Raw genomic sequence first — 21078 nt, 5'->3', positions numbered from 1 at the left:
CAGTGGTGAAATTCGGTGACATCTATCACGGAGTTTCGCTGATTCAATTTTTCCCGCTGATACATCCCATCTTATTAATATTTTTTGCCAGTTTATGCCCATCGCGCTATCGCCCTGACGATGCCCGTTGCCCGCCCGTGGCTTGTCGCGAGTGTAATTTTTGTTATGTTGATAAGGTGGCATCGCGCTGCCGTGGGCGCGCGATGCCGCCGCAGACGCGCCGGAACAGCGCACTTGCACACCATTTCCTTTCGGACAGTAGGGCAGATCATGGCAAAAGTTTCTTTGGACAAGGATAGAATCAAGTTTTTGCTGGTGGAGGGGGTGCATCAAAGCGCCGTCGATACGTTGCGCGCCGCCGGTTATAACAACATTGAATACCATAAGGGGGCGCTGGATGACGATGCGCTGCGCGAGGCGATCCGCGACGCCCACTTTATCGGCCTGCGCTCGCGCACGCAGCTGAGCGAGGCGATGTTTGCCGCGGCGGAAAAGCTGGTGGCGGTGGGCTGCTTTTGTATCGGCACCAACCAGGTCGATCTGGCTGCGGCGCAGCGCCGCGGCGTTCCGGTGTTCAATGCGCCGTTCTCCAACACCCGTTCGGTGGCGGAGATGGTGCTGGGGGAGACCCTGCTGCTGCTGCGCAATATCCCGCAGGCTAACGCGTGCGCTCACCGCGGTGAGTGGAGCAAGCAGGCGGTGGGCTGCTATGAGGCGCGCGGCAAGAAGCTGGGGATCATCGGCTATGGCCACATCGGCACGCAGCTGGGGATCCTGGCGGAAGGGATCGGGATGGACGTCTATTTTTATGACATCGAGGGCAAGCTGCCGCTGGGCAACGCGACTCAGGTGCGCCATCTCTCCGAGCTGCTGAACATGAGCGACGTGGTCTCGCTGCATGTGCCGGAGACGCCCTCCACCCGTAATATGATTGGCGCGGCGGAGCTGGCGCGAATGAAGCCCGGCGCGATTTTGATCAACGCCGCGCGCGGTACGGTGGTGGATATCGATGCCCTGTGTCAGTCTCTGGAGAGCCGTCACCTGAGCGGTGCGGCGATCGATGTCTTTCCGACGGAGCCGGCGACCAACAGCGACCCCTTCACCTCGCCGCTGTGCCGCTTTGACAACGTCCTGCTGACGCCGCACATCGGTGGTTCGACCCAGGAGGCCCAGCAGAATATCGGCGTTGAGGTGGCAGGCAAGCTGGCGAAGTACTCCGACAACGGCTCGACCCTGTCGGCGGTGAACTTTCCGCAGGTCTCCCTGCCGATGCATGAGGATCACGTTAGCCGTCTGCTGCATACCCATGAAAACCGCCCGGGGATGCTGAATGCTATCAACCAGATTTTTGCCGAAGAGGGGGTGAATATCGCCGCTCAGTACCTGCAGACCACCCCGACCATCGGCTATGTGGTGATCGACGTGGAGACGGAGACCGAGCGGGCGGAGGCGGCGCTGCAGCGCATGCGCGAGATCCCCGGCACCGTGCGTGCTCGCCTGCTGTACTAAGCGGCGCCGGCGTCGGGCCAGCGGTAGTGGGCCTGCGGGGTGATGATCTCCGGCAGCGGCACGTCCCAGGCGGCAACGGGCAGGGCCGCGACGCGTTGGCAGTCGTGGGCCAGACCGATGGGGTAGGGGCCGGTGCCGAGGCAGTGGCGCTGCTGCCACCCCTGCAGAGTGCGATCGTAAAAGCCGCCGCCCATGCCGAGCCGGTGTCCCCGTTGGTCGAAGGCCACCAGCGGGGTCAGGATCAGATCCAGCCGGGACAGGGGAATAATCCGGGTGACGTCCAGGCGCGGCTCGGCGATGCCAAAGCGGTTGTGGCACATCGGGGTATCCGGGGTATATTCCAGAAACAGCAGGTGCCCGGGGCTGAACGGATGTAAACGCGGCAGGGCGATCCGGTGGCCGCGCTGCCACAGGGCGTGGATCAGCGGCTGGGTATCCGGCTCGCCGTCAAAGGGTAAATAGAGCGCGATGTGTCGCGGCTGGCTCAGTCGCGGCAGCATTAGCAAGCGATCTTTGAGCGCAAGGGCGGCCTGATTCTGCTGATCGTGGGAAAGCGAACGGCGCAGCGTGCGCAGACGATGGCGAAACTGATGACGGGAAGAGAACGCAGATTCCTGGAACATGGAGCTGACTCCGCGGCAGGACTGGCGTTTTAGGGAATCTCCGAGGTGCCGTAGCAGGCTGTAACCCTTGAACCCGGGGTTCAAGGTGAACATAACGTCACAACTTTAAGGCTTCTCGGAGACCGAGCCTGCTCACCGGTTGTGGAGCGCCACATTCTTAAGGTTTGAAATATCGGCTCAGGGGACTGGCCCGCGCACGAACACCTCAGAGAAATTTGAAATCTTGCTGCTTTGTTACTGTTTATACTAACACAACTTTCGCTTTATGGAACGGCTTTCTTTGTAAATATTGTTGTATAATCAGTAAGTTAATTTTTACTCAAAAGAGGTTCCGGGACGCTCGGTAATGCGTCCTTGCTCCAGCAACGCCTGCTCTATCGTCTGCTGCAGCATGCGGATCCGTTGCTCCATATTGGCGGCATAATCGCGGGTTTTCAATCGCTCTTGCGCCAGTTCGTGACATACGTTCAATGCCGCGATAAAGACCAACTGCTCCGTATTGGTGACTCTAGTGCGAACTTTCAGATCTTGCAACCGCTGATTCAGATCCTCTGCGGCCTGGTTTAAGGCATCCAGTTGTTCTGGCGGACAATTAACACGCAGTGCGCGGCCAAAAATTTGAATATCTACCGGTTGTGCAGACATACTATCTTCCTGCTAGGTTTTGCGCCGCGTTCCACTGTAGAACGCTGTGGGCGCTAACTATATATACCCCGCTATGCAGTGACAAGCCCTCGGCTTGCGATACGGCCCTTTCTGGTATAGCGACTCATCTTGGTGGTAGCATAACACGAACTTTATCAGCCAACGATGACCAATACGTATGTCTACAGAGAATAGCCCGGCGGATTACGCCACCCTGACGCAGGCCCTGCAACAGCAGGGCGTGGCGCTGACCGCCGCCGAAATGCACGGATTGCTCAGCGGTCTGCTGTGCGGCGGCAACCGCGATGACAGCTGGCTGACGCTGGTGCACGATCTGACCAACGAAGGCACGGCGTTTTCGCAGAGCCTGTCGCAGCCGCTGCAGGCGCTGTATGGGCAGACGCGCAGCGCGCTGGAGGGCGATGAGTTCGCCTTTCAACTGCTGCTGCCGGGAGAGGATGAGGCCTCGGTATTCGTCCGCGCCGATGCGCTGGCCGGGTGGGTGAACCATTTCCTGCTGGGGCTGGGCATGATGCAGGCCAAGCTGGGGCAGGTTAAAGGCGACGTGGGCGAATCTATCGACGATCTGCGCAGCATCGCTCAGCTGGGCTACGATGAGGATGAAGATCAGGAGGCGCTGGCCCACTCTCTGGAGGAGGTGGCGGAGTATGTCCGCATGGCCGCCATGCTGTGCCACGGCGAGTTTAGCCGCCGCGAGGCGCCGGCGTCCGAGGCTCCGCGTCTGCACTGATCGACGTGGCTTGACGGATGACCGTCGGCGGAGCGCCGCCGCTGTGGATGCGTATTGATCGCGCGCATTATTGCGGGATACGGCCTGGACGTATCCCGTTTTAATAACCGGTTTGTGTTATGGAGACAGGGTGCAGCCGCTGGGCTGCCCTGCCGTTTGACCCGCCTATAGTCAGGAGATGGATATGACCCCGCAAGAGTATCAGCGTCGCCGTCAGGCGCTGCTGGCCAGAATGCAACCGGGCAGCGCCGCGCTGTTTTTCGCGGCGCCGGTGTGCTGCCGCAATGCCGAAAACGAATACCCCTATCGCCAGAACAGCGATTTCTGGTACCTGTGCGGGTTCAACGAGCCGGAGGCGCTGCTGGTGCTGATCAAAAGCGCCGACAACCACAGCCACAGCGTGCTGTTCAATCGGGTGCGCGACGTCACGGCCGAGGTTTGGTTTGGCCGTCGCCTGGGACAAGAGGCGGCGCCGGCGCGGCTGAATATCGATCGCGCTCTGCCGTACGGCGACGTAGAGGAGCAGCTGCCGCTGCTGCTTAACGGTCTGGACGTGGTGTATCACGCGCAGGGCATGTATGACTTTGCCGATGCGATGCTTTTTTCTGCGCTGGAGACGCTGCGCCGCGGCGCCCGCCAGAGCCTGCGCGCGCCCGCGACCCTGACGGATTGGCGCCCCTGGGTGCATGAGATGCGGCTGTTCAAGTCGGCGGAGGAGATCGCCGTCATGCGACGCGCCGCCGAGATCACCGCACAGGGCCATACCCGGGCGATGGAGAAGTGCCGTCCGGGGATGTATGAGTATCAGCTGGAGGGCGAACTGCTGCACGAGTTCAACCGACACGGCGCGCGCGCGCCCTCCTTCAATACCATCGTGGGCAGCGGCGAGAACGCCTGTATCCTGCATTACACAGAAAACGAAAGTGAAATGAAAGAGGGCGATCTGGTGCTGGTGGATGCCGGCGCCGAGTTCCGCCACTATGCCGGCGATATCACTCGAACCTTCCCGGTCAGCGGCCGCTTTAGCGAGCCCCAGCGTCAGATTTATCAGCTGGTGCTGGCGTCGATGGCGGCAGGGCTTGAGCACTACCGCCCCGGCAGCAGCCTGCGTGAAGCCCAGGAGGCCACGGTGCAGGTGATGGTGAACGGCCTAGTGGAGCTGGGGATCCTGCAGGGAGAGGTCGAGCAACTGATCGCGGAGCAGAAGTATCGGGCGTTCTTTATGCACGGGCTCGGGCACTGGCTGGGGCTGGATGTCCACGACGTTGGCGACTACGCGACGCCGGCGCGCGATCGTACGCTGGAGCCGGGAATGGTGCTGACCTGTGAGCCGGGGCTGTATATCGCGCCCGATGCCGATGTACCGCTGGCCTATCGCGGTATTGGGGTACGGATTGAGGATGATGTGCTGATCACCGAGGCGGGCTGCGAGATCCTGACCGAGGGCGTCGTGAAATCGGTCGAGGCGATCGAGGCCCTGATGGCGGCGGCGCGGGCGCGGGAATGAGCATCATCATCGCCGGCGGCGGCATGGCGGGCGCGACGCTGGCGCTGGCGCTGTCGACGCTGAGCGGCGGACGCTGTGCGGTAACGCTGGTGGAGGCAGTCGCTCCCGGTGCCGAAGCACACCCCGGCTTTGACGCCCGCGCCATCGCGCTGGCCCACGCTACCTGTCAGCAGCTGGCGCAGATTGGCGTCTGGCCGGCGCTGGCCTCCTGCGCGACCGCGATCCGTCAGGTGCAGATCAGCGATCGCGGCCACGGCGGAGCGCTGTGGCTGGACGCCGACGCGTACGATCTCCCCGCGCTGGGACAGGTGATCCCGCTGCATCAGGCCGGCGCCCGTCTGTTTCGGCTGCTGGCGTCGGCCCCAGGCGTGACGCTGCTCTGTCCGGCGACGCTGGCGCGGGTGGAGCGTCGCGTCGACGGCGTGACGGCCTGGCTGGCGGATGGTCGCTGCTTACAGGGACGGCTATTGGTGGCCGCCGACGGTGCCTCGTCGCCTCTGGCGCAGATGTGTGGCATGCGCTGGCATAGCGAGGCGTATGCGCAGACGGCGCTGATCGCCACGCTGGCCACCCGTGAGGCGCACCGTGGACGCGCCTTTGAGCGTTTTACGCCGGACGGGCCGCTGGCGCTGCTGCCGATGGCGGAGGGGCGGAGCACGCTGGTCTGGTGTCTGCCGCCGGCCCAGGCAGAGCAGGCGATGCAGTGGGATGAGGCCTCGTTTTTGCATCATCTGCAGCAGGCCTTTGGCTGGCGTCTGGGGCGCTTTACGCACTGCGGTCGGCGCGATAGCTATCCGCTGAGCCTGCGTCGGGCGCACGGACATATCGGTCACCGTCTGGCGCTGGTCGGCAATGCGGCGCAGACGCTGCACCCGATTGCCGGTCAGGGATTTAACCTGGGACTGCGCGATGTGATGACGCTGGCGGAGACCCTGAGTGATGCGCTGCGGCGCGGGGACGATCCCGGCGCCTATCGGACGCTGGCGCGCTACCAAGGGCGGCGTCAGCCCGATAGCGAGGCGACCGTTGCGCTGACCGACGGTTTGGTGCGGCTGTTCGCCAACCGCCTGCCGCCGCTGGCGGTCGGGCGCAATCTGGGACTGATGGCGCTGGCGCCGCCGCTGCGCACGCCGCTGGTGCGGCGCACGCTGGGTCAGGTCGCCCGTTAGTCGGCCGTTGCTGGGGAAACAGGAAGCTATGCAATCATTCGATATTATTGTTGCCGGCGGCGGTATGGTCGGTCTGGCGCTGGCCAACGCCCTGTCCGGCAGCGGGCTGCGCATCGCCATGGTCGAGCCGCAGGCGCCGACGCAGGTGTCAACGGCCGTGCGGCGGGTGTCCGCGCTGAATATCGCCAGCGAGCGTCTGCTACAGCAGCTGGGCGTCTGGCCTCAGATCCTGGCGCAGGGCGCCGCGCCCTGCCGCGGTATGGCGGTATGGGAGGCGGACAGCTTTGGCCGTATCGCCTTTGACGCCGCGGATTATGGGCATCTCCACCTGGGCCACATCGTGGAAAACCAGGCGGTACAGACGGCGCTGTGGCAGCGGGCCGAGCAGGATAAGGGGATTACCCTGATGACGCCGGCGACCCTTGCGCAGGTGGCTTGGGGAGAGAATGAGGCGTTTGTGACGCTGGATAACGGGACGATGCTCAGCGCACGGCTGCTGGTCGGCGCCGACGGCGCTCACTCGGCCCTGCGCCGCCAGGCCGACGTGCCGCTGACGTTCTGGGACTACCAGCATCATGCGCTGGTGGCGACGATCCGCTGTGAGCAGCCCCATGACCATATCGCGCGTCAAATCTTTCGTCCGCAGGGGATCCTGGCCTTTTTGCCGCTGCAGGATCCCACCCTGTGCTCTATCGTGTGGTCGCTGCCGCCGCAGGAGGCGCAGCGCATGTACGCGGCCGCGCCGCCGCTGTTTGAGCGCGCGCTGACCATCGCCTTCGATCATCGGCTTGGCCGCTGTCAGTGCGTCGGCGAGCGGGCGCTGTTTCCTTTGCAGGGGCGCTATGCCCGCAGCTTTGCCGGACACCGCTTGGCTCTGATGGGGGATGCGGCGCACACCGTACATCCGCTGGCCGGTCAGGGGGTGAATCTGGGGCTGATGGATGCGGCGGAGCTGGCGGGCGAGCTGCGTCGCCTGCAGGCCCAGGGCAAGGACATCGGACACCATCTGTATCTGCGCCGCTACGAGCGTCGGCGCAAGCACAGCGCCGCCGTGATGCTGGCGGCGATGCAGGGGTTCCGCGATCTGTTCGCCGGGGCTAATCCGGCGAAGAAGCTGCTGCGTGACCTGGGGCTGACGCTGGCCGATCGCTTGCCGGGGGTGAAGCCTCAGCTGGTACGCCACGCCATGGGGCTGGCGGATCTGCCGGCGCTGCTGCAGGCGGCGCCGTCGGACGAATAAAGGTCGAGCACCTCACCCGCGGAGGCCCTCCGCGGGTGAAATATTCTAATCCTCTCCCCGCCGTTTGAATTAGTTTTTCTCATCTCTCCGTTTTTTATATCTGCTGTTTTCTGCTTTCCTGAATCCGTTCAGGTTATACGCAGGCAATAAAAATGCAGCAAGTATGTTAATTTTGTGCTGATGTGCGCATTTTTACAGCAAGATATTCTGCATTATCATCCCATCGTCCCGGCGGACTTCGCGTTGTTACGCCTATTTTATCTTATGGTTAATCCCCTGTTTCAGTGATACCGTCGGGCAGAGAGGTATCGATTGCGCGCCGTGGAGGGTCCGCGGCGGCGCGAGCGCGGCGGCTGACGGCCGCATACTCAGGCGAGGATGAGAATGGCAAAACAGACGGTGCTTTATGATCAGCATGTGGCCGACGGGGCGCGCATGGTGGATTTTCATGGCTGGATGATGCCGCTGCACTATGGCTCCCAGCTGGAGGAGCATCATGCGGTGCGCAGCGATGCCGGGATGTTCGATGTTTCCCATATGACCATCGTGGATCTGCACGGGGTTAAGGCGCGGGACTTTCTGCGCTATCTGTTGGCCAACGATGTGGCGCGCCTGACGCAGCCGGGCAAGGCGCTGTACAGCGCGATGCTGAACGCCAGCGGCGGGGTGATCGACGATCTGATCGTCTACTTTCTGGCGGATCAGCATTTTCGCCTGGTGGTCAACTCGGCGACCCGCGAGCGTGATTTAGCCTGGATCGGCGAGCATGCGCCCGCCTTTGGCGTTGAGCTGCGCGAACGTCGCGATCTGGCGCTGATCGCGGTACAGGGGCCAACGGCCCGTCAGCGGGTAGATGCGCTGCTGACGCCGGCGCAGCGTCAGACGGTCGCCGGGATGAAACCCTTCTTCGGCCGTCAGGCGGGATCGCTGTTTATCGCCACCACCGGCTACACCGGGGAGGATGGCTACGAGATAGCCCTGCCGCAGGATGAGGCGGTGGCCTTCTGGCAGCGCCTGGCGCAGGCGGGCATCAGGCCCTGCGGGTTGGCCGCCCGCGACACGCTGCGTCTGGAGGCCGGAATGAACCTGTATGGTCAGGAGATGGATGAAGGGATCTCGCCGCTGGCGGCCAACATGGGCTGGACCATCGCCTGGGCGCCGCCGGAGCGTGACTTTATTGGCCGGGCGGCGCTGGAGCGTCAGCAGAGCCAGCATCCTGAGCAGCTGGTCGGGCTGGTGATGCGAGAGAAAGGGGTGCTGCGGGCAGGCATGACGATCCGCTTTTGCGATGAGCAGGGTAACGCCCGTCAGGGGACGATCACCAGCGGCTCGTTTTCGCCGACGCTGGGGTGCAGCATCGCGCTGGCGCGGGTGCCGCAGGGGATCGGCGGCGAGGCGTGGGTCGAGATCCGCGGTCGCGAGCTGGCGCTCAGCGTGGTGAAACCGGGCTTTGTCCGTCACGGCCACAGCCTGATCCCGTCCGTCGATACGGCGGCGGTAGGCAACTAACCAAGTGAAGCAACACATAACTCCAGGAGAGGATGGCGATGAGCAATGTGCCGACAGAGTTGAAGTATACCGCGTCCCATGAGTGGGTACGCGCAGAGGCAAACGGGGTCTTTTGCGTCGGGATCACCGACCATGCCCAGAGTCTGCTGGGCGACATGGTGTTTGTGGATCTGCCGGAGGTGGGGGCGCATATCGATACCGGCGCGGAGTGCGCGGTGGCCGAGTCGGTCAAGGCGGCGTCGGATATCTATAGCCCGCTGGCGGGGGAGGTCGTGGCCGTAAATGGCTCACTGGAGGAGGCGCCGGAGCAGGTCAACGCGGCGCCCTATGATGAGGGCTGGCTGTTCCGTATTCGGGCCGACGATCCCGCCGAGTTTGCGGCGCTGCTCAGCGCCGAAGGGTATCTGGCCGCGCTGGACGAATAAGCGTGTGACCGCCGGGCCGCCCCTGTGGCGGCCTTTTCGTATGATTTGCCGGGCGCCGGGCTGCGGCGCGATCCAGGAATGCGTAAGCCATGACTCAGACCCTTACCCAGCTTGAAAACAGTGACGCTTTTATTGCCCGCCATATCGGCCCCACGCCGGAGGAGCAGCAGCAGATGCTGGCGCAGATTGGCGCACCGGATCTCGATACGCTGCTGGCGCGCATCGTCCCGGCGGATATTCAGCTGCCCGCCGCGCCGCCCATCGGCGCCGCCTGCAGCGAGCAGCAGGCGCTGGACGAACTGCGGGCGATCGCCGCGCAAAACCAGTGCTACAGATCGTTTATCGGCATGGGCTATTACGGCGTGCAGACGCCGCCGGCCATCCAGCGCAACATGTTGGAGAACCCCGGCTGGTATACCGCCTATACCCCCTATCAGCCGGAGGTATCCCAGGGGCGTCTGGAGGCGCTGCTTAACTTTCAGCAGATGACGCTGGATCTGACCGGGCTGGATCTGGCCTCGGCGTCGCTGCTTGACGAGGCGACCGCCGCCGCCGAGGCGATGGCGCTGGCGCGGCGCGCCAGCCGCCTGAAGCAGGCCAATGTGTTCTTTATCGCGCAGGATGTGCACCCCCAGACTATCGACGTGGTCTGTACCCGGGCCGAGAGCTGCGGGATCGAGGTGATCATCGATGACGCCCGGCGGGCGGCGGATCACCGCGATCTGTTCGGGGTGCTGCTGCAGCAGGTCGGCACGCAGGGCGATCTGCATGACTATCGTGCGCTGATGGATGCCCTGCGCGAGCGCGGGGTGATCACCTGCATGGCGGCCGATCCGCTGGCGCTGGTGCTGCTGGAGGCGCCGGGGCGCCAAGGGGCCGACGTGGTGTTTGGCTCCGCTCAGCGCTTTGGCGTGCCGATGGGCTACGGAGGCCCTCACGCCGCCTTCTTTGCCTGTCGCGATGCGTTTAAGCGCGCCATGCCGGGGCGGATTATCGGCGTCGCGCGCGATGCCGCCGGGGAGCCGGCCCTGCGCATGGCGATGCAGACGCGTGAACAGCATATCCGGCGAGAAAAGGCCAACTCCAATATCTGTACTTCGCAGGTGCTGCTGGCCAATATTGCCGGTATGTATGCGGTGTATCACGGTCCGCAGGGGCTGCGTCGCATTGCCGAACGGGTTCACCGCCTGGCGGATATTCTGGCGCTCGGCCTGCAGCAAAAGGGGATGACGCTGCGCAACCACCGCTGGTTCGATACCCTGACGGTGGCGGTGCCCGATAAGGCGGCGGTGCTGGCGCGGGCCCTCGGCTTTGGCATCAACCTGCGCGGTGATCTGGATGGTGCGGTCGGCATCAGCTTTGACGAGTGCAGCACGCGTGACGATCTGGAGGCGCTGTTTACCATCCTGCTCGGTGACGGCCACGCGCTGGATATCGATACCCTGGATACGCTGGCCCAGGAGGCCAGCGAGGGCAGTATTCCGACGGCGCTGCTGCGCCGCGAGCCGATCTTGACGCATCCGGTGTTCAACCGTTACCACAGCGAAACCGCGCTGATGCGCTATATGCACGGGCTGGAGCGGCGCGATCTGGCGCTGAATCAGGCGATGATCCCGCTGGGCTCCTGTACCATGAAGCTGAACGCCGCCGCCGAGATGATCCCGATCACCTGGCCCGAATTCGCCGCGCTGCACCCGTTCTGTCCGCCGGAGCAGGCGCAGGGCTACCGGCTTCTGCTGAGCCAGCTGGCGGAGTGGCTGGTGCAGCTGACGGGGTATGACGCCGTCTGCCTGCAGCCCAACTCGGGCGCGCAGGGGGAGTATGCCGGTCTGCTGGCGATCCGCCGCTATCATGAAAGCCGGGGCGAGGGGCAGCGCACCCGCTGCCTGATCCCGGCCTCGGCCCACGGCACTAATCCGGCCTCGGCGCAGATGGCCGGGATGGAGGTCGAGGTGGTGGCGTGTGATGAGCAGGGCAATATCGATCTGCACGATCTGCGTGAACGTGCGCAGCAGGCGGGGGAGCGCCTGGCGGCGATCATGGTGACCTACCCCTCGACCCACGGCGTATATGAAGAGACCATCCGCGAGGTGTGCCAGATAGTGCATCAGTACGGTGGGCAGGTGTATCTGGACGGCGCCAATATGAACGCGCAGGTCGGGATCACCACGCCCGGCTATATCGGCGCCGATGTCTCGCACCTGAACCTGCATAAAACCTTCGCCATCCCACACGGCGGCGGCGGGCCGGGAATGGGGCCGATCGGCGTTAAGGCTCACCTGGCGCCCTTTGTTCCCGGCCACCGGGTGGTGCAGCTGCCCGGCCTGACCCCCCGTCAGGGTGCGGTCAGCGCCGCGCCGTTTGGCAGCGCATCCATTCTGCCCATCAGCTGGATGTATATTCGCATGATGGGGGCCGAGGGGCTGCGCGGCGCCAGCGCGGTGGCGATCCTGAACGCCAACTATATCGCTCGCCGTCTGGGGGCGGTTTACCCGGTGCTGTACCGCGGGAAGGGGGGGTATGTGGCCCACGAGTGCATCCTGGATCTGCGCCCGCTGAAGGCGCGCAGCGGCATCAGTGAAATGGATATCGCCAAGCGTCTGATCGACTATGGCTTCCACGCGCCGACCATGTCCTTCCCGGTCGCCGGTACGCTGATGGTTGAGCCGACGGAGTCGGAGAATAAGGCCGAGCTGGATCGCTTTATCGCCGCCATGCTGGCGATTCACGATGAGATCGCGCGCGTCGAGGCCGGTGAGTGGCCGCTGCAGGATAACCCGTTGGTCAATGCGCCCCATACTCAGCGTGACCTGGTGGGCGAGTGGCATCACCCCTATGGGCGTGAGCTGGCGGTGTTTCCTACGCCGCAGACGCGGGAGAACAAGTACTGGCCGGCGGTGAAGCGCCTGGACGATGTCTATGGCGATCGTCATCTGCAGTGCTCTTGCCCGCCGCTGAGCGACTGGGCATAGGTCATCCCCCACGGGCGGGCGATCGGTGACGGTCGCCCGTCTGCTTTTTCTGCGCGTGTCCCGCGGGTCGGAGCGACGGCGCACCCGGTTTTCCGGGGCGCGCTCGCGTTTTATGACCATTTTATGTATGAAATATTCTAATTCATTATCCGGCGGATAGCGAACGGAGTGTCCGGCGCTTTTGTATTAAAATTGGTTTAAAATCATATTGTTGTATTTTGATTGTTTGTTATTACTTGCGCTAATCATCACTTTTATTCATGCGTTGTTCGGCAATTTCCCCGGCTGGTCAGGGGGGTAAAGTGTGATAGAGTTCTCATCGTGAAATGTTGCCATTGCGGAGAGGCGTTTTTCTCCGCCCGCCGGCAGCGTACCGCTCCCGCGTTTATCCGGTTTATGTTACCGCGCCCGTTTGCCGGGCGACGGCGGCATGCTATTTCCGTTTAAGCGCCCAATACACCGACAGGCAAAAATAAAAACGGGTAATGTCAGGTATGGAACTTTTGGCACAGTGTGTGAACCGCATCAATAGTCTGTTGTGGAATGAGCTATTGATTTTTTTACTCTGCGGCACGGGGATCTATTACACCCTGCGTCTGGGCTTTATTCAGATCCGTCATTTCGGCTCCGGCTTTCGCGCGCTGTTCGGTGGTATGTCTCTGTCTGGCGATAAGGCAGACAAGCAGGGAATGAGCTCATTTCAGGCGGTCGCTACGGCCATCGCGGGCCAGGTGGGTACCGGGAACCTGGCCGGTCCAGCGACGGCGATCGTCGCCGGGGGGCCGGGCGCTATTTTTTGGATGTGGGTTTCCTCATTTCTGGGGATGGCGACGATTTATGCCGAGGCCATTCTGGCGCAGAAATATAAGTCTTTTGATAAACAGGGGCACGTTGTCGGTGGTCCGGCGTATTACATTGAGAAAGGGCTGAACTGTAAATGGCTGGCCGCACTGTTTTCCGTACTGATTATTTTTGCGCTGGGCTTTATTGGCAATATGGTGCAGTCCAACTCGATCGCCGCCGCTTTTGAGGGGTCGCTGGGCGTTCCGGGCTGGATCGTCGGGGTGGTTCTGGCCGTGCTGACCGGCGGGGTTATCATGGGCGGGCTACGCAGTATCGCCTCCTTCACGGAGAAGGTGGTACCGACCATGGCGGTCTTTTATCTGGTCGGGGCGCTGCTGATCCTGGGCCTGAACGCTCACTATATTCTGCCGGCGTTTAAGGCCATCTTCGTGGCGGCGTTCAACCCACAGGCGGTGCTGGGCGGTGGCGCGGGGATCGCTATCCAGCAGGCGATGCGTTTCGGTATTGCCCGCGGCCTGTTCTCGAACGAGGCCGGGATGGGGTCAACGCCGCATGCCCATGCGGTGGCCAAAGTGAAGCACCCGGAACAGCAGGGCTTTATCGCCATGATGGGGGTGTTTGTGGTGTGCGTGATCGTCACCCTGACGGCGCTGGTGATCATCACCTCTGGCATGGCGATGTGGCAGCATGGCGGGCAGGCGCAGGCCTCTTTCCTCGGCGTATTTTCAGGCCAGGGGATAGCCGTGACGCAGCAGGCGTACTCCTATGTTTATGGCCACTTTGGCAGCCTGTTTATTTCCGCCTCACTGTTCTTCTTCGCGTTTTCGACCATCATTGGCTGGTACTACTATGCGGAGACCAACGTGCGCTATCTGTTTAACTCGCAGAAAGCGGTGCGGGTGTATCAGATGCTGGTAGTCGTCTTTATCTTCATCGCCTCTTTCTTCCACGTGGAGTTAGTGTGGAATATGGCCGATATGTTCAATGGCCTGATGGTACTGCCGAACCTGGCTGCGCTGCTGCTGCTGTCGCCGGTGGTGATCCGTCTGACTCGAGAGATCGGCCAGCGCCGTCACGGTAGCGCAGTCGCCGAAGGCGAATGACAACGTCGGGCGTTAGCATCACGGCGGCAGGGGGCTCCCCTGCCGCCGTTTTACTTAGAGGTACAGATAGATAGCGAAGAAGTGACAGGCGCTGCCGCCGAGGACAAAGGCATGCCAGATGGCATGATTGTAGGGAATACGCCGGCAGACGTAGAAGATAACCCCCAGGGTATACACGATCCCCCCCAGCGCCAGCAGCGTGATCCCCGCGCCGGAGAGGCGCATCGCCAGCTGATAGATAACGATCAGCGATAGCCAGCCCATGGTCAGATAGGTGATCAGCGATACGATCTTAAAGCGGTGGGCGAAGGCCAGCTTAAACAGGATCCCCAGCAGCGCCAGCGTCCAAATCACCGCCATCAGCCCGCGCGCCAGCGGCGAATCCAGTCCGATCAGTAAAAAGGGGGTATAGGTTCCGGCGATCAGCAGATAGATGGCGCAGTGGTCAAAGACTTTAAGCCAGCGTTTGGCCGCCCGGTTGGGGATGGCGTGGTAGAGGGTTGAGGCCAGAAACAGCAGGATCATGCTGCCACCGTACAGGCTATAGCTGGTAATCGCCATCGCGCTGGCGCCGCTGCCGATGGCCTGTACCAGCAGCAGAACCAGCCCGACGATCCCCAGAATAAAACCGATGCCGTGGCTGATGCTGTTGGCGATCTCTTCGGTCAGAGAGTACCCCGGTTGCAGCGGGGAAGCGGTTGTCATCATCGTATGATCTCACGCAGCGAAGCCCGACCCGCGCCGGGCTTGGGTAAGCCGGGAAAACGTCGCCCGACTCTAGGTCATTCCGCCAGCGACGGAACGACCTAGAGTAGCTGAGAATGATTCCAGTGTACACGTGTACGCTAAAAAAGCGGCGCGGCGCGCGGCCATATAGTGAGAGTTGATGTGCTTAAAATCACAAATAATCACCGTGATTATTACTTTTACAACAGCGGATCGCCGCCGTCAGGGCCACTTTTTGCCGCTGCGCGGGGGATTGTCGGGGGTTATGGCTATCTTGTTGAATTTACTAAACTGATTTTTAAACAAAAAAGAGATCTTCTGCACGGAAAACGTCCAACTTATTAATTTGATGAGAATCTCAATTAATGTATTATTCCTGCGTCGTTTTTCTCCGCAATCGTGAACGCAATCGATTACGCTTTTAAAAAACTCTTACTTGATCACAGTTTTCTGTATCCGTTTATTTCTATAATGCGCCAGGCCAACGAGCGGGCGTTCGCGCGAGTGATGGCTGATTTGTGGCGATGTTGACATGTTGTCGTTGTCTCCCTCTGCGCGGGGAGCTTTTTAAGGTAAGTGGCACTCATATGAAAAAAACAATTTTAGCTGCGGGCGCTCTGCTGTCCTGTCTCTCCACCAGCGTCACGGCAACGGCGGCGGACAATAACGGCGAGTATCTTTCCGACTGGTGGCATCAGAGCGTGAACGTGGTGGGTAGCTACCATACCCGCTTTGGGCCGTTCCGTACCAATGATGTGTACCTGGAGTATGAAGCCTTTGCCAAGAAGGACTGGCTCGATTTTTATGGCTATGTTGACGTACCGAAGTTCTTCGGCGCCGGCAACACGGTCGATAAGGGGATCTGGGATAAAGGCTCCCCGCTGTTTATGGAGATCGAGCCGCGCTTCTCTATCGATAAGCTGACCGGCTTGAACCTGGGCTTCGGTCCGTTCAAAGAGTGGTACTTCGCTAACGACTATGTCTTTGACATGGGGCGTAACAGCGATAGCCGCCAGAATACCTGGTATATGGGTCTGGGGACCGACATTGACACCGGTCTGCCGATGGGCCTGTCGCTGAACGTGTACGGCAAGTACCAGTGGGAAAACTACGGTGCGGCCAACGAAAACAGCTGGGACGGCTACCGCGTGAAGGTGAAATACTTCGTGCCGTTGACCGAGCTGTGGGGCGGCAACCTGAACTATATCGGCTTCACTAACTTTGACTTCGGCTCCCGTCTGGGCGACAAGTCCGGGGTTGGCAGCAACGGCAATCAGCTGCGCTCCAATAACTCCATCGCCTCCAGCCATATTCTGGCGCTGAACTACACCCATTGGCACTACTCCGTGGTGGCCCGTTACTTCCATAACGGCGGTCAGTGGAAAGAGGGCGCCGCGCTGGGCGACGATCTGCATCCGACCGGCTGGGGTTACTACCTGGTGGTGGGTTACAACTTCTAATTCCACGCCCTGTGTGCATCAAGGCCCCGCTGCGACGGGGCCTTTTTCATGGCTAAAAAAGAGGAAGGCGCGTAGGAAAACGAGCCGTTTTTCTGTGCCGCGTTTTGCGCCATGATGTCGGGACTGTGCGGCGAACTTTTCTGGCCTAAGGAGCTATCATGACCCGACACCTCAGCAAGGATACCCAACTGTGCATATCGCTGGCGGCGCGCCCGGGTAACTTCGGCACCCGCTTTCATAACTATCTGTATGACGCGTTGGATCTGGATTACCTGTATAAGGCCTTCACCACCCGCGATATTGTCGCCGCCATCGGCGGCGTCAGGGCGCTGGGCATCCGCGGCTGCGCTATCTCCATGCCGTTTAAGGAGGCAGTGATCCCGCTGGTGGATGAGATGGATGCCTCGGCGGTCGGGATCGGCTCGGTGAATACCCTGGTGAATACGGAGGGCTGGCTGAAGGCCTATAACACCGACTATATCGCCATCGCCCAGCTGCTGCGCCAGTATGCGCTCGATCCCGCCATGTGCTTTGTCCTGCACGGCAGCGGCGGCATGGCCAAGGCGGTCGCCTGCGCGCTGCGGGACGCGGGGTTTACCCGTGGCTATATCGTGGCGAAAAACGCCGAGTCCGGTCAGCGTCTGGCGGCGCAGTATGGCTATACCTGGTGCCATGAGCTGCCGGCGCAGGCGCCAGCCGATCTGCTGATCAACGCCACGCCGGTGGGGATGCTCGGCGGCGAGTTTGCCGACGCGCTGTCGTTTCATCCCGCGCGTATCGCGCAGGCTCACGCGGTGTTTGAGGTGGTGGCGCTACCGATAGCGACGCCGCTGGTTCAGGCGGCGCGGGCGGCGGGGAAAACGGTGATCACCGGGGCCGAGGTGTTCGCCATTCAGGCGGTGGAGCAGTTTGTCCTGTATACCGGCATTCGACCGGAGCACGGGCTATTTTTGCAGGCCGCCGCCCACGCCCGGGGAGAGTGACGCCCGGCCGCGGGGGAGAGGCTGTGCCGGGCGCGGCGGGGGTTACTCCGGCTGATCTGCGATGCTATAGGGCAGGGGCGACAGCGTCAGCTGGCTCCGCGCATCGTCGCGTACCCGCAGTACGCTGTCTGCCGGGAGATCGCTGCTCAGCACCGCCTGCAGGTAGACGTCGCCGTCGGCCAGCCGCTGCGCCGCCAGCACCGTACCGCTGCGTCGCCAGCTGTCGCCCAGGCGCAGCTCCAGATCTTCGCTGGCGTGCGGCAGTCGCTCTGCGCTACCGCGCAGCCAGAACAGCGCCCGTCGGTTGGCGCCGCGGTATTTGGCGCGCGCCACCATCTCTTGGCCGCTGTAGCATCCTTTGCTAAACGAGATCCCGCCGAGCGCCTGCAGGTTTACGGCCTGGGGGAGGAACCGATCGCAGCTGGGCTCATCGATGAGCGGGATCCCGGCTTCGATATCCAGCGCCAGCCACTGGGCGCTGTCCGCCAGGCGCGCGTGCGCGGCCAGCGGGGTGCAAATCCGCTCCGCTTCATCCGCATCATCGCAGATCAGCAGGTAGCGCGGCTGCGGCCAGGCCAGATAGAGCAGATGGCTACGGCCGTCCTGCAGCAGCGGCGCGTCGGCGTCCGGCAGGTGCGGGAAGATGGCGCCGAGGGCCTCGCTTGCCTGCGCCCCGGCGACGCCCAGCAGCACCGCCGCCTCGTCGCTGGCGATGCTGACCTTGGCAAATACCGCATACTTTTTCAGCTCCAGCGTCTGCAGGGTGGCCACGCTGCGGCGCAGCAGGTAGGTGAAGCCATCGCCGCGGCGCAGCAGGCGTAGGCTGCTCCACAGCTTGCCTTGGGCATCGCAGTGGCCGCACAGCGTGTGCTGCGTGGCGGCCAGCGCGGGCACGTCGGCGGTAAGCTGCCCCTGCAGGTAGCTTTGCGCATCCGGGCCGCTGACGTTGATCGGCAGCCAGTCATCCAACCGCATCAGGGTCAGGGGAAGGTACTCTGCGGCCAGAGGCGGCTGCGGGGAGAAGGGGGCGTTAAGGTTCATGAGAGTTCCCTGTAAGATCATACCGGACGTAGTGACCATGGTAAGAAAGGTCGCCCACAATGCCAATGGTTAATTGCGCTCGATGTGGTCAGGTTTAGAAATAAGACGCTCTCGGCGTGAGGTGTTGCGTAACACATTGCAAATCCTAAATAAAAAAGCACGTATAACAAATATTATCCGTGGCAGAGCGGGCAAAATATGACAGAGTGTTAAGGGATTTTCTAAATCAAACGGGTTTTCGCGCTAGAATAGAGTCACATTGGCGCGGGACGCCGCCAGCGACGTCGGCGTGTGAGCCTGCGTCCCGTCAGTTACCAAATAGAAACCGAAGCCGGAGTGGATGAGTCATGGATATCAATAATAAAGCGCGGGTTCACTGGGCGTGCCGCCGCGGAATGCGCGAGCTGGATATCGCCATCATGCCTTTCTTTGAACATGAGTATGATGCGCTTAACGATGCCGATAAACAGACCTTTGTCCGCCTGCTGGCCTGTGACGATCCTGAGCTATTTAAATGGCTGATGAACCAGGGTAAGCCGGATGACGCCGATCTGGCCCGCATGATTACGCTGATTCAGACGCGAAATAAAGAACGTGGTCCTTTGGCGCTGTAATGTTCACGTCTCCTGGCGTACCCAGGTGATGTTTCTGCTGGGGCACGGCGCGCTGGTACTGGCGATCCTGCTGGCGCCCTGGCCGGAAAACTACAGCGTATTCTGGCTGATTCTGCTGGTGGCGGTGATCTTTGAGTGTATCCGCAGCCAGCGCCGGATTGCGCGTAACCGCGGTGAGCTGCAGCTGCTGGCGCCGCAGGTGTGGCACTGGCAGCTGCGCGAGTGGCGCCTGGCCCGACGCCCTTGGGTTAGCGATCTGGGGGCGCTGCTGATCCTGCAGAGTACCCATGGTGCGCCGTGCCGCCGCCGTCTGTGGCTGGCGGCCGACAGCATGAGCCGCGAAGAGTGGGGGCAGCTGCGCCGCACGCTGCTCGATGCGGGCGACGATCGCGCATAGCGGGGCGCCCCGTCGGCGCGGCCGCTATAGCAGATCGGCGGTTTCTAGCATGATCTGCTGGCACCAGCGCTGGAGCCGCGCCTCGCTGAGATCGAACTGATTAACCTCGTCCAGCGCCAGGCCGGCAAACAGGCGCCCGTCGTCCAGCGTTGCCCGCGATGCGGTGAAGGTATAGCCCGCCGTCGGCCAGTAGCCGATCGGGCGGGCGCCGAGCGTCATCAGGCGATCGTGCAGCATGCCGAGCGCGTCCTGAAACCACTCTCCATACCCCAGCTGATCGCCCATGCCATACAGCGCGACGATTTTTCCTGGCAGCGGCGGCAGCGCGTCCCACGCGGCCTGCCAATCCTCCTGCAGCTCACCGAAGTCCCAGGTGGGGATCCCCATGATCAGTATGTCGTACTCCGTCATCAGCGCGGGCGGGGTGTCGCGGATATTGTGCAGGGTGACCAGATCGGCGCCCAGAATGTCGCGAATGCTCTCGGCGGCCATCTCGGTGTAGCAGGTGCTGGAGCCATAAAAAAGACCGATTTTCATTGTGCATTTGCCATGATTGCCCAAGCGGATACGGGCAGTGTAACAGATTTGAAACCACTGACCGCATCATGTAGGCTGGCCGTCGATAAGGCGCCGCACGCAGCGTGCAGGCGGGATACCAGACAGCGATACGATGGATAAGGAGTCGGGGTGCACGAGCAGGATCAGGCGCTGATCGAACAGTTTTTGGACGCGCTGTGGCTGGAGAAAAATCTGGCGGAAAATACCTTGGCCTCCTATCGCCAGGATCTGCGCACGCTGGCCGAATGGCTGGCCTATCACGATCTCACCCTGCTTACGGCGGCGCACGGCGATCTGCAGGACTTTTTCGCCCAGCGCATGGACGGGGGCTATAAGGCGTCCAGCTCGGCCCGCCTGCTCAGCGCGCTGCGCCGCTGCTATCAGTATCTGTACCGAGAGAAGCTGCGCAGCGACGATCCGAGCGCGCTGCTGGCTTCGCCCAAGCTGCCGCAGCGGCTGCCGAAAGATCTTTCTGAAGCCCAGGTGGATGCCCTGCTACAGGCGCCCGCCATCGATACGCCGCTGGAGCTGCGTGATAAGGCGATGCTGGAGCTGCTGTACGCTACCGGTCTGCGGGTGTCCGAACTGGTGGGGCTGGCGCAGGAGGATATCAGCCTGCGCCAGGGCGTGGTACGGGTGATCGGCAAAGGCAATAAAGAGCGCATGGTTCCCCTTGGGGAGGAGGCGATCTACTGGATTGAGTACTATCTGGAGTATGGCCGCCCGTGGCTGGTGAACGGCCAGACGGTCGCGGCGCTGTTTCCCAGCAATCGCGCCCGCCAGATGACGCGCCAGACCTTCTGGCACCGGATTAAGCACTATGCTGTCCTGGCGGGGATCGATGCGGAGCGTCTGTCGCCGCACGTGCTGCGCCATGCGTTTGCCACCCATCTGTTGAACCATGGCGCCGATTTACGTGTCGTACAGATGCTTTTGGGGCACAGCGATCTTTCTACGACCCAGATTTATACCCATGTAGCGACAGAGCGTCTGAGACAGCTACATCAACAGCATCATCCCCGCGCTTGAGCGGAGGGCAATT

Annotated in this window: 19 protein-coding genes and 1 other RNA gene; 14 read left to right on the top strand and 6 right to left on the bottom strand. The window is 62.0% G+C overall.

From position 1 onward, the window contains the following. Positions 1-270 precede the first annotated feature (270 nt). Complete coding sequence (serA, locus tag BRD58_RS15335; RefSeq protein WP_073383566.1) at positions 271-1509, top strand: phosphoglycerate dehydrogenase; 1239 nt, start codon at positions 271-273, stop codon at positions 1507-1509. On the opposite strand, the gene BRD58_RS15330 is transcribed toward serA, so the two are convergent. The 3 genes from BRD58_RS15330 to zapA all read right to left on the bottom strand — a co-directional run bounded on the left by BRD58_RS15330 (position 1506) and on the right by zapA (position 2777). Further along, a complete protein-coding gene (locus BRD58_RS15330; RefSeq protein ID WP_073383563.1) occupies positions 1506-2132 on the bottom strand; it encodes a 5-formyltetrahydrofolate cyclo-ligase in 627 nt (208 codons plus the stop codon). The genes serA and BRD58_RS15330 overlap by 4 nt on opposite strands. Positions 2133-2165: 33 nt before the next feature. Next, positions 2166-2347: non-coding RNA, 6S RNA (ssrS, locus tag BRD58_RS15325), on the bottom strand. A gap of 100 nt (positions 2348-2447) precedes the next feature. Further along, positions 2448-2777: a cell division protein ZapA gene (gene zapA, locus BRD58_RS15320; protein WP_005282128.1), complete on the bottom strand. Its 330-nt coding sequence runs from the start codon at positions 2775-2777 to the stop codon at positions 2448-2450. A 178-nt stretch (positions 2778-2955) separates the two neighbouring features. Here zapA and BRD58_RS15315 point away from each other — a divergent pair, with 178 nt between their 5' ends. The 8 genes from BRD58_RS15315 to BRD58_RS15280 all read left to right on the top strand — a co-directional run bounded on the left by BRD58_RS15315 (position 2956) and on the right by BRD58_RS15280 (position 14257). Beyond that, positions 2956-3528: a YecA/YgfB family protein gene (locus BRD58_RS15315; RefSeq protein ID WP_012849769.1), complete on the top strand. Its 573-nt coding sequence runs from the start codon at positions 2956-2958 to the stop codon at positions 3526-3528. A gap of 184 nt (positions 3529-3712) precedes the next feature. After that, positions 3713-5035, top strand: coding sequence for a Xaa-Pro aminopeptidase (pepP, locus tag BRD58_RS15310; RefSeq protein ID WP_015462285.1), 1323 nt, complete (start codon positions 3713-3715; stop codon positions 5033-5035). Beyond that, positions 5032-6204, top strand: a complete 1173-nt coding sequence (gene ubiH / locus BRD58_RS15305; RefSeq protein WP_073383558.1) for a 2-octaprenyl-6-methoxyphenyl hydroxylase — start codon at positions 5032-5034, stop codon at positions 6202-6204. Before pepP ends, ubiH begins: the two co-directional genes overlap by 4 nt. 28 nt (positions 6205-6232) lie before the next feature. Then, positions 6233-7444 (top strand): FAD-dependent 2-octaprenylphenol hydroxylase, encoded by a 1212-nt coding sequence (ubiI, locus tag BRD58_RS15300; RefSeq protein WP_069579309.1) that lies wholly within the window; start codon positions 6233-6235, stop codon positions 7442-7444. Between the two features lie 384 nt (positions 7445-7828). Next, positions 7829-8953, top strand: a complete 1125-nt coding sequence (gene gcvT / locus BRD58_RS15295) for a glycine cleavage system aminomethyltransferase GcvT (protein WP_015462283.1) — start codon at positions 7829-7831, stop codon at positions 8951-8953. A gap of 38 nt (positions 8954-8991) precedes the next feature. Continuing rightward, positions 8992-9378: a glycine cleavage system protein GcvH gene (gene gcvH / locus BRD58_RS15290; RefSeq protein WP_015462282.1), complete on the top strand. Its 387-nt coding sequence runs from the start codon at positions 8992-8994 to the stop codon at positions 9376-9378. A gap of 89 nt (positions 9379-9467) precedes the next feature. Beyond that, positions 9468-12350, top strand: coding sequence for an aminomethyl-transferring glycine dehydrogenase (gene gcvP / locus BRD58_RS15285; RefSeq protein WP_069579307.1), 2883 nt, complete (start codon positions 9468-9470; stop codon positions 12348-12350). Positions 12351-12844: 494 nt separating this feature from the next. Further along, the gene (locus tag BRD58_RS15280; protein WP_069579305.1) at positions 12845-14257 is read left to right on the top strand and encodes an alanine/glycine:cation symporter family protein; all 1413 of its coding nucleotides are present in this window, start codon (positions 12845-12847) and stop codon (positions 14255-14257) included. A 54-nt stretch (positions 14258-14311) separates the two neighbouring features. Here BRD58_RS15280 and trhA read toward each other — a convergent pair whose 3' ends face one another. Further along, a complete protein-coding gene (gene trhA / locus BRD58_RS15275; protein WP_373693964.1) occupies positions 14312-14965 on the bottom strand; it encodes a PAQR family membrane homeostasis protein TrhA in 654 nt (217 codons plus the stop codon). 605 nt (positions 14966-15570) lie between these two features. Between trhA and BRD58_RS15270 the strand changes: the two genes are divergently transcribed. Both BRD58_RS15270 and BRD58_RS15265 read left to right on the top strand, forming a co-directional pair. Then, positions 15571-16443, top strand: coding sequence for a nucleoside-specific channel-forming protein Tsx (locus BRD58_RS15270; RefSeq protein WP_012849758.1), 873 nt, complete (start codon positions 15571-15573; stop codon positions 16441-16443). A 158-nt stretch (positions 16444-16601) separates the two neighbouring features. Continuing rightward, positions 16602-17426: a shikimate 5-dehydrogenase gene (locus BRD58_RS15265; RefSeq protein ID WP_069579303.1), complete on the top strand. Its 825-nt coding sequence runs from the start codon at positions 16602-16604 to the stop codon at positions 17424-17426. Positions 17427-17468: 42 nt separating this feature from the next. Here the strand turns inward: BRD58_RS15265 and ygfZ are convergent, their stop codons facing one another. Continuing rightward, on the bottom strand, positions 17469-18467 hold the full coding sequence (gene ygfZ, locus BRD58_RS15260) for a tRNA-modifying protein YgfZ (RefSeq protein ID WP_069579301.1): 999 nt from the start codon (positions 18465-18467) through the stop codon (positions 17469-17471). A gap of 347 nt (positions 18468-18814) precedes the next feature. Between ygfZ and sdhE the strand changes: the two genes are divergently transcribed. Both sdhE and BRD58_RS15250 read left to right on the top strand, forming a co-directional pair. After that, complete coding sequence (gene sdhE / locus BRD58_RS15255) at positions 18815-19081, top strand: FAD assembly factor SdhE (protein WP_012849755.1); 267 nt, start codon at positions 18815-18817, stop codon at positions 19079-19081. After that, entirely contained in the window at positions 19062-19478 is a 417-nt protein-coding gene (locus tag BRD58_RS15250; RefSeq protein ID WP_034167931.1) for a protein YgfX, read from the top strand. Before sdhE ends, BRD58_RS15250 begins: the two co-directional genes overlap by 20 nt. A gap of 24 nt (positions 19479-19502) precedes the next feature. On the opposite strand, the gene fldB is transcribed toward BRD58_RS15250, so the two are convergent. Next, positions 19503-20015 carry a flavodoxin FldB gene (gene fldB, locus BRD58_RS15245; protein ID WP_012849753.1) on the bottom strand — a complete coding sequence of 171 codons (513 nt, stop codon included), beginning with the start codon at positions 20013-20015 and terminating at the stop codon, positions 19503-19505. 150 nt (positions 20016-20165) lie between these two features. Here fldB and xerD point away from each other — a divergent pair, with 150 nt between their 5' ends. Next, on the top strand, positions 20166-21065 hold the full coding sequence (gene xerD, locus BRD58_RS15240; protein WP_073383553.1) for a site-specific tyrosine recombinase XerD: 900 nt from the start codon (positions 20166-20168) through the stop codon (positions 21063-21065). Positions 21066-21078 lie beyond the last annotated feature (13 nt).

The organism is Edwardsiella piscicida (assembly GCF_001896205.1).
GTDB classification, from domain to species: Bacteria; Pseudomonadota; Gammaproteobacteria; order Enterobacterales; family Enterobacteriaceae; genus Edwardsiella; species Edwardsiella piscicida.
The sequence above is the reverse complement of the archived record's forward strand: the minus strand, read 5'-3'. Positions and strand labels throughout refer to the sequence as shown.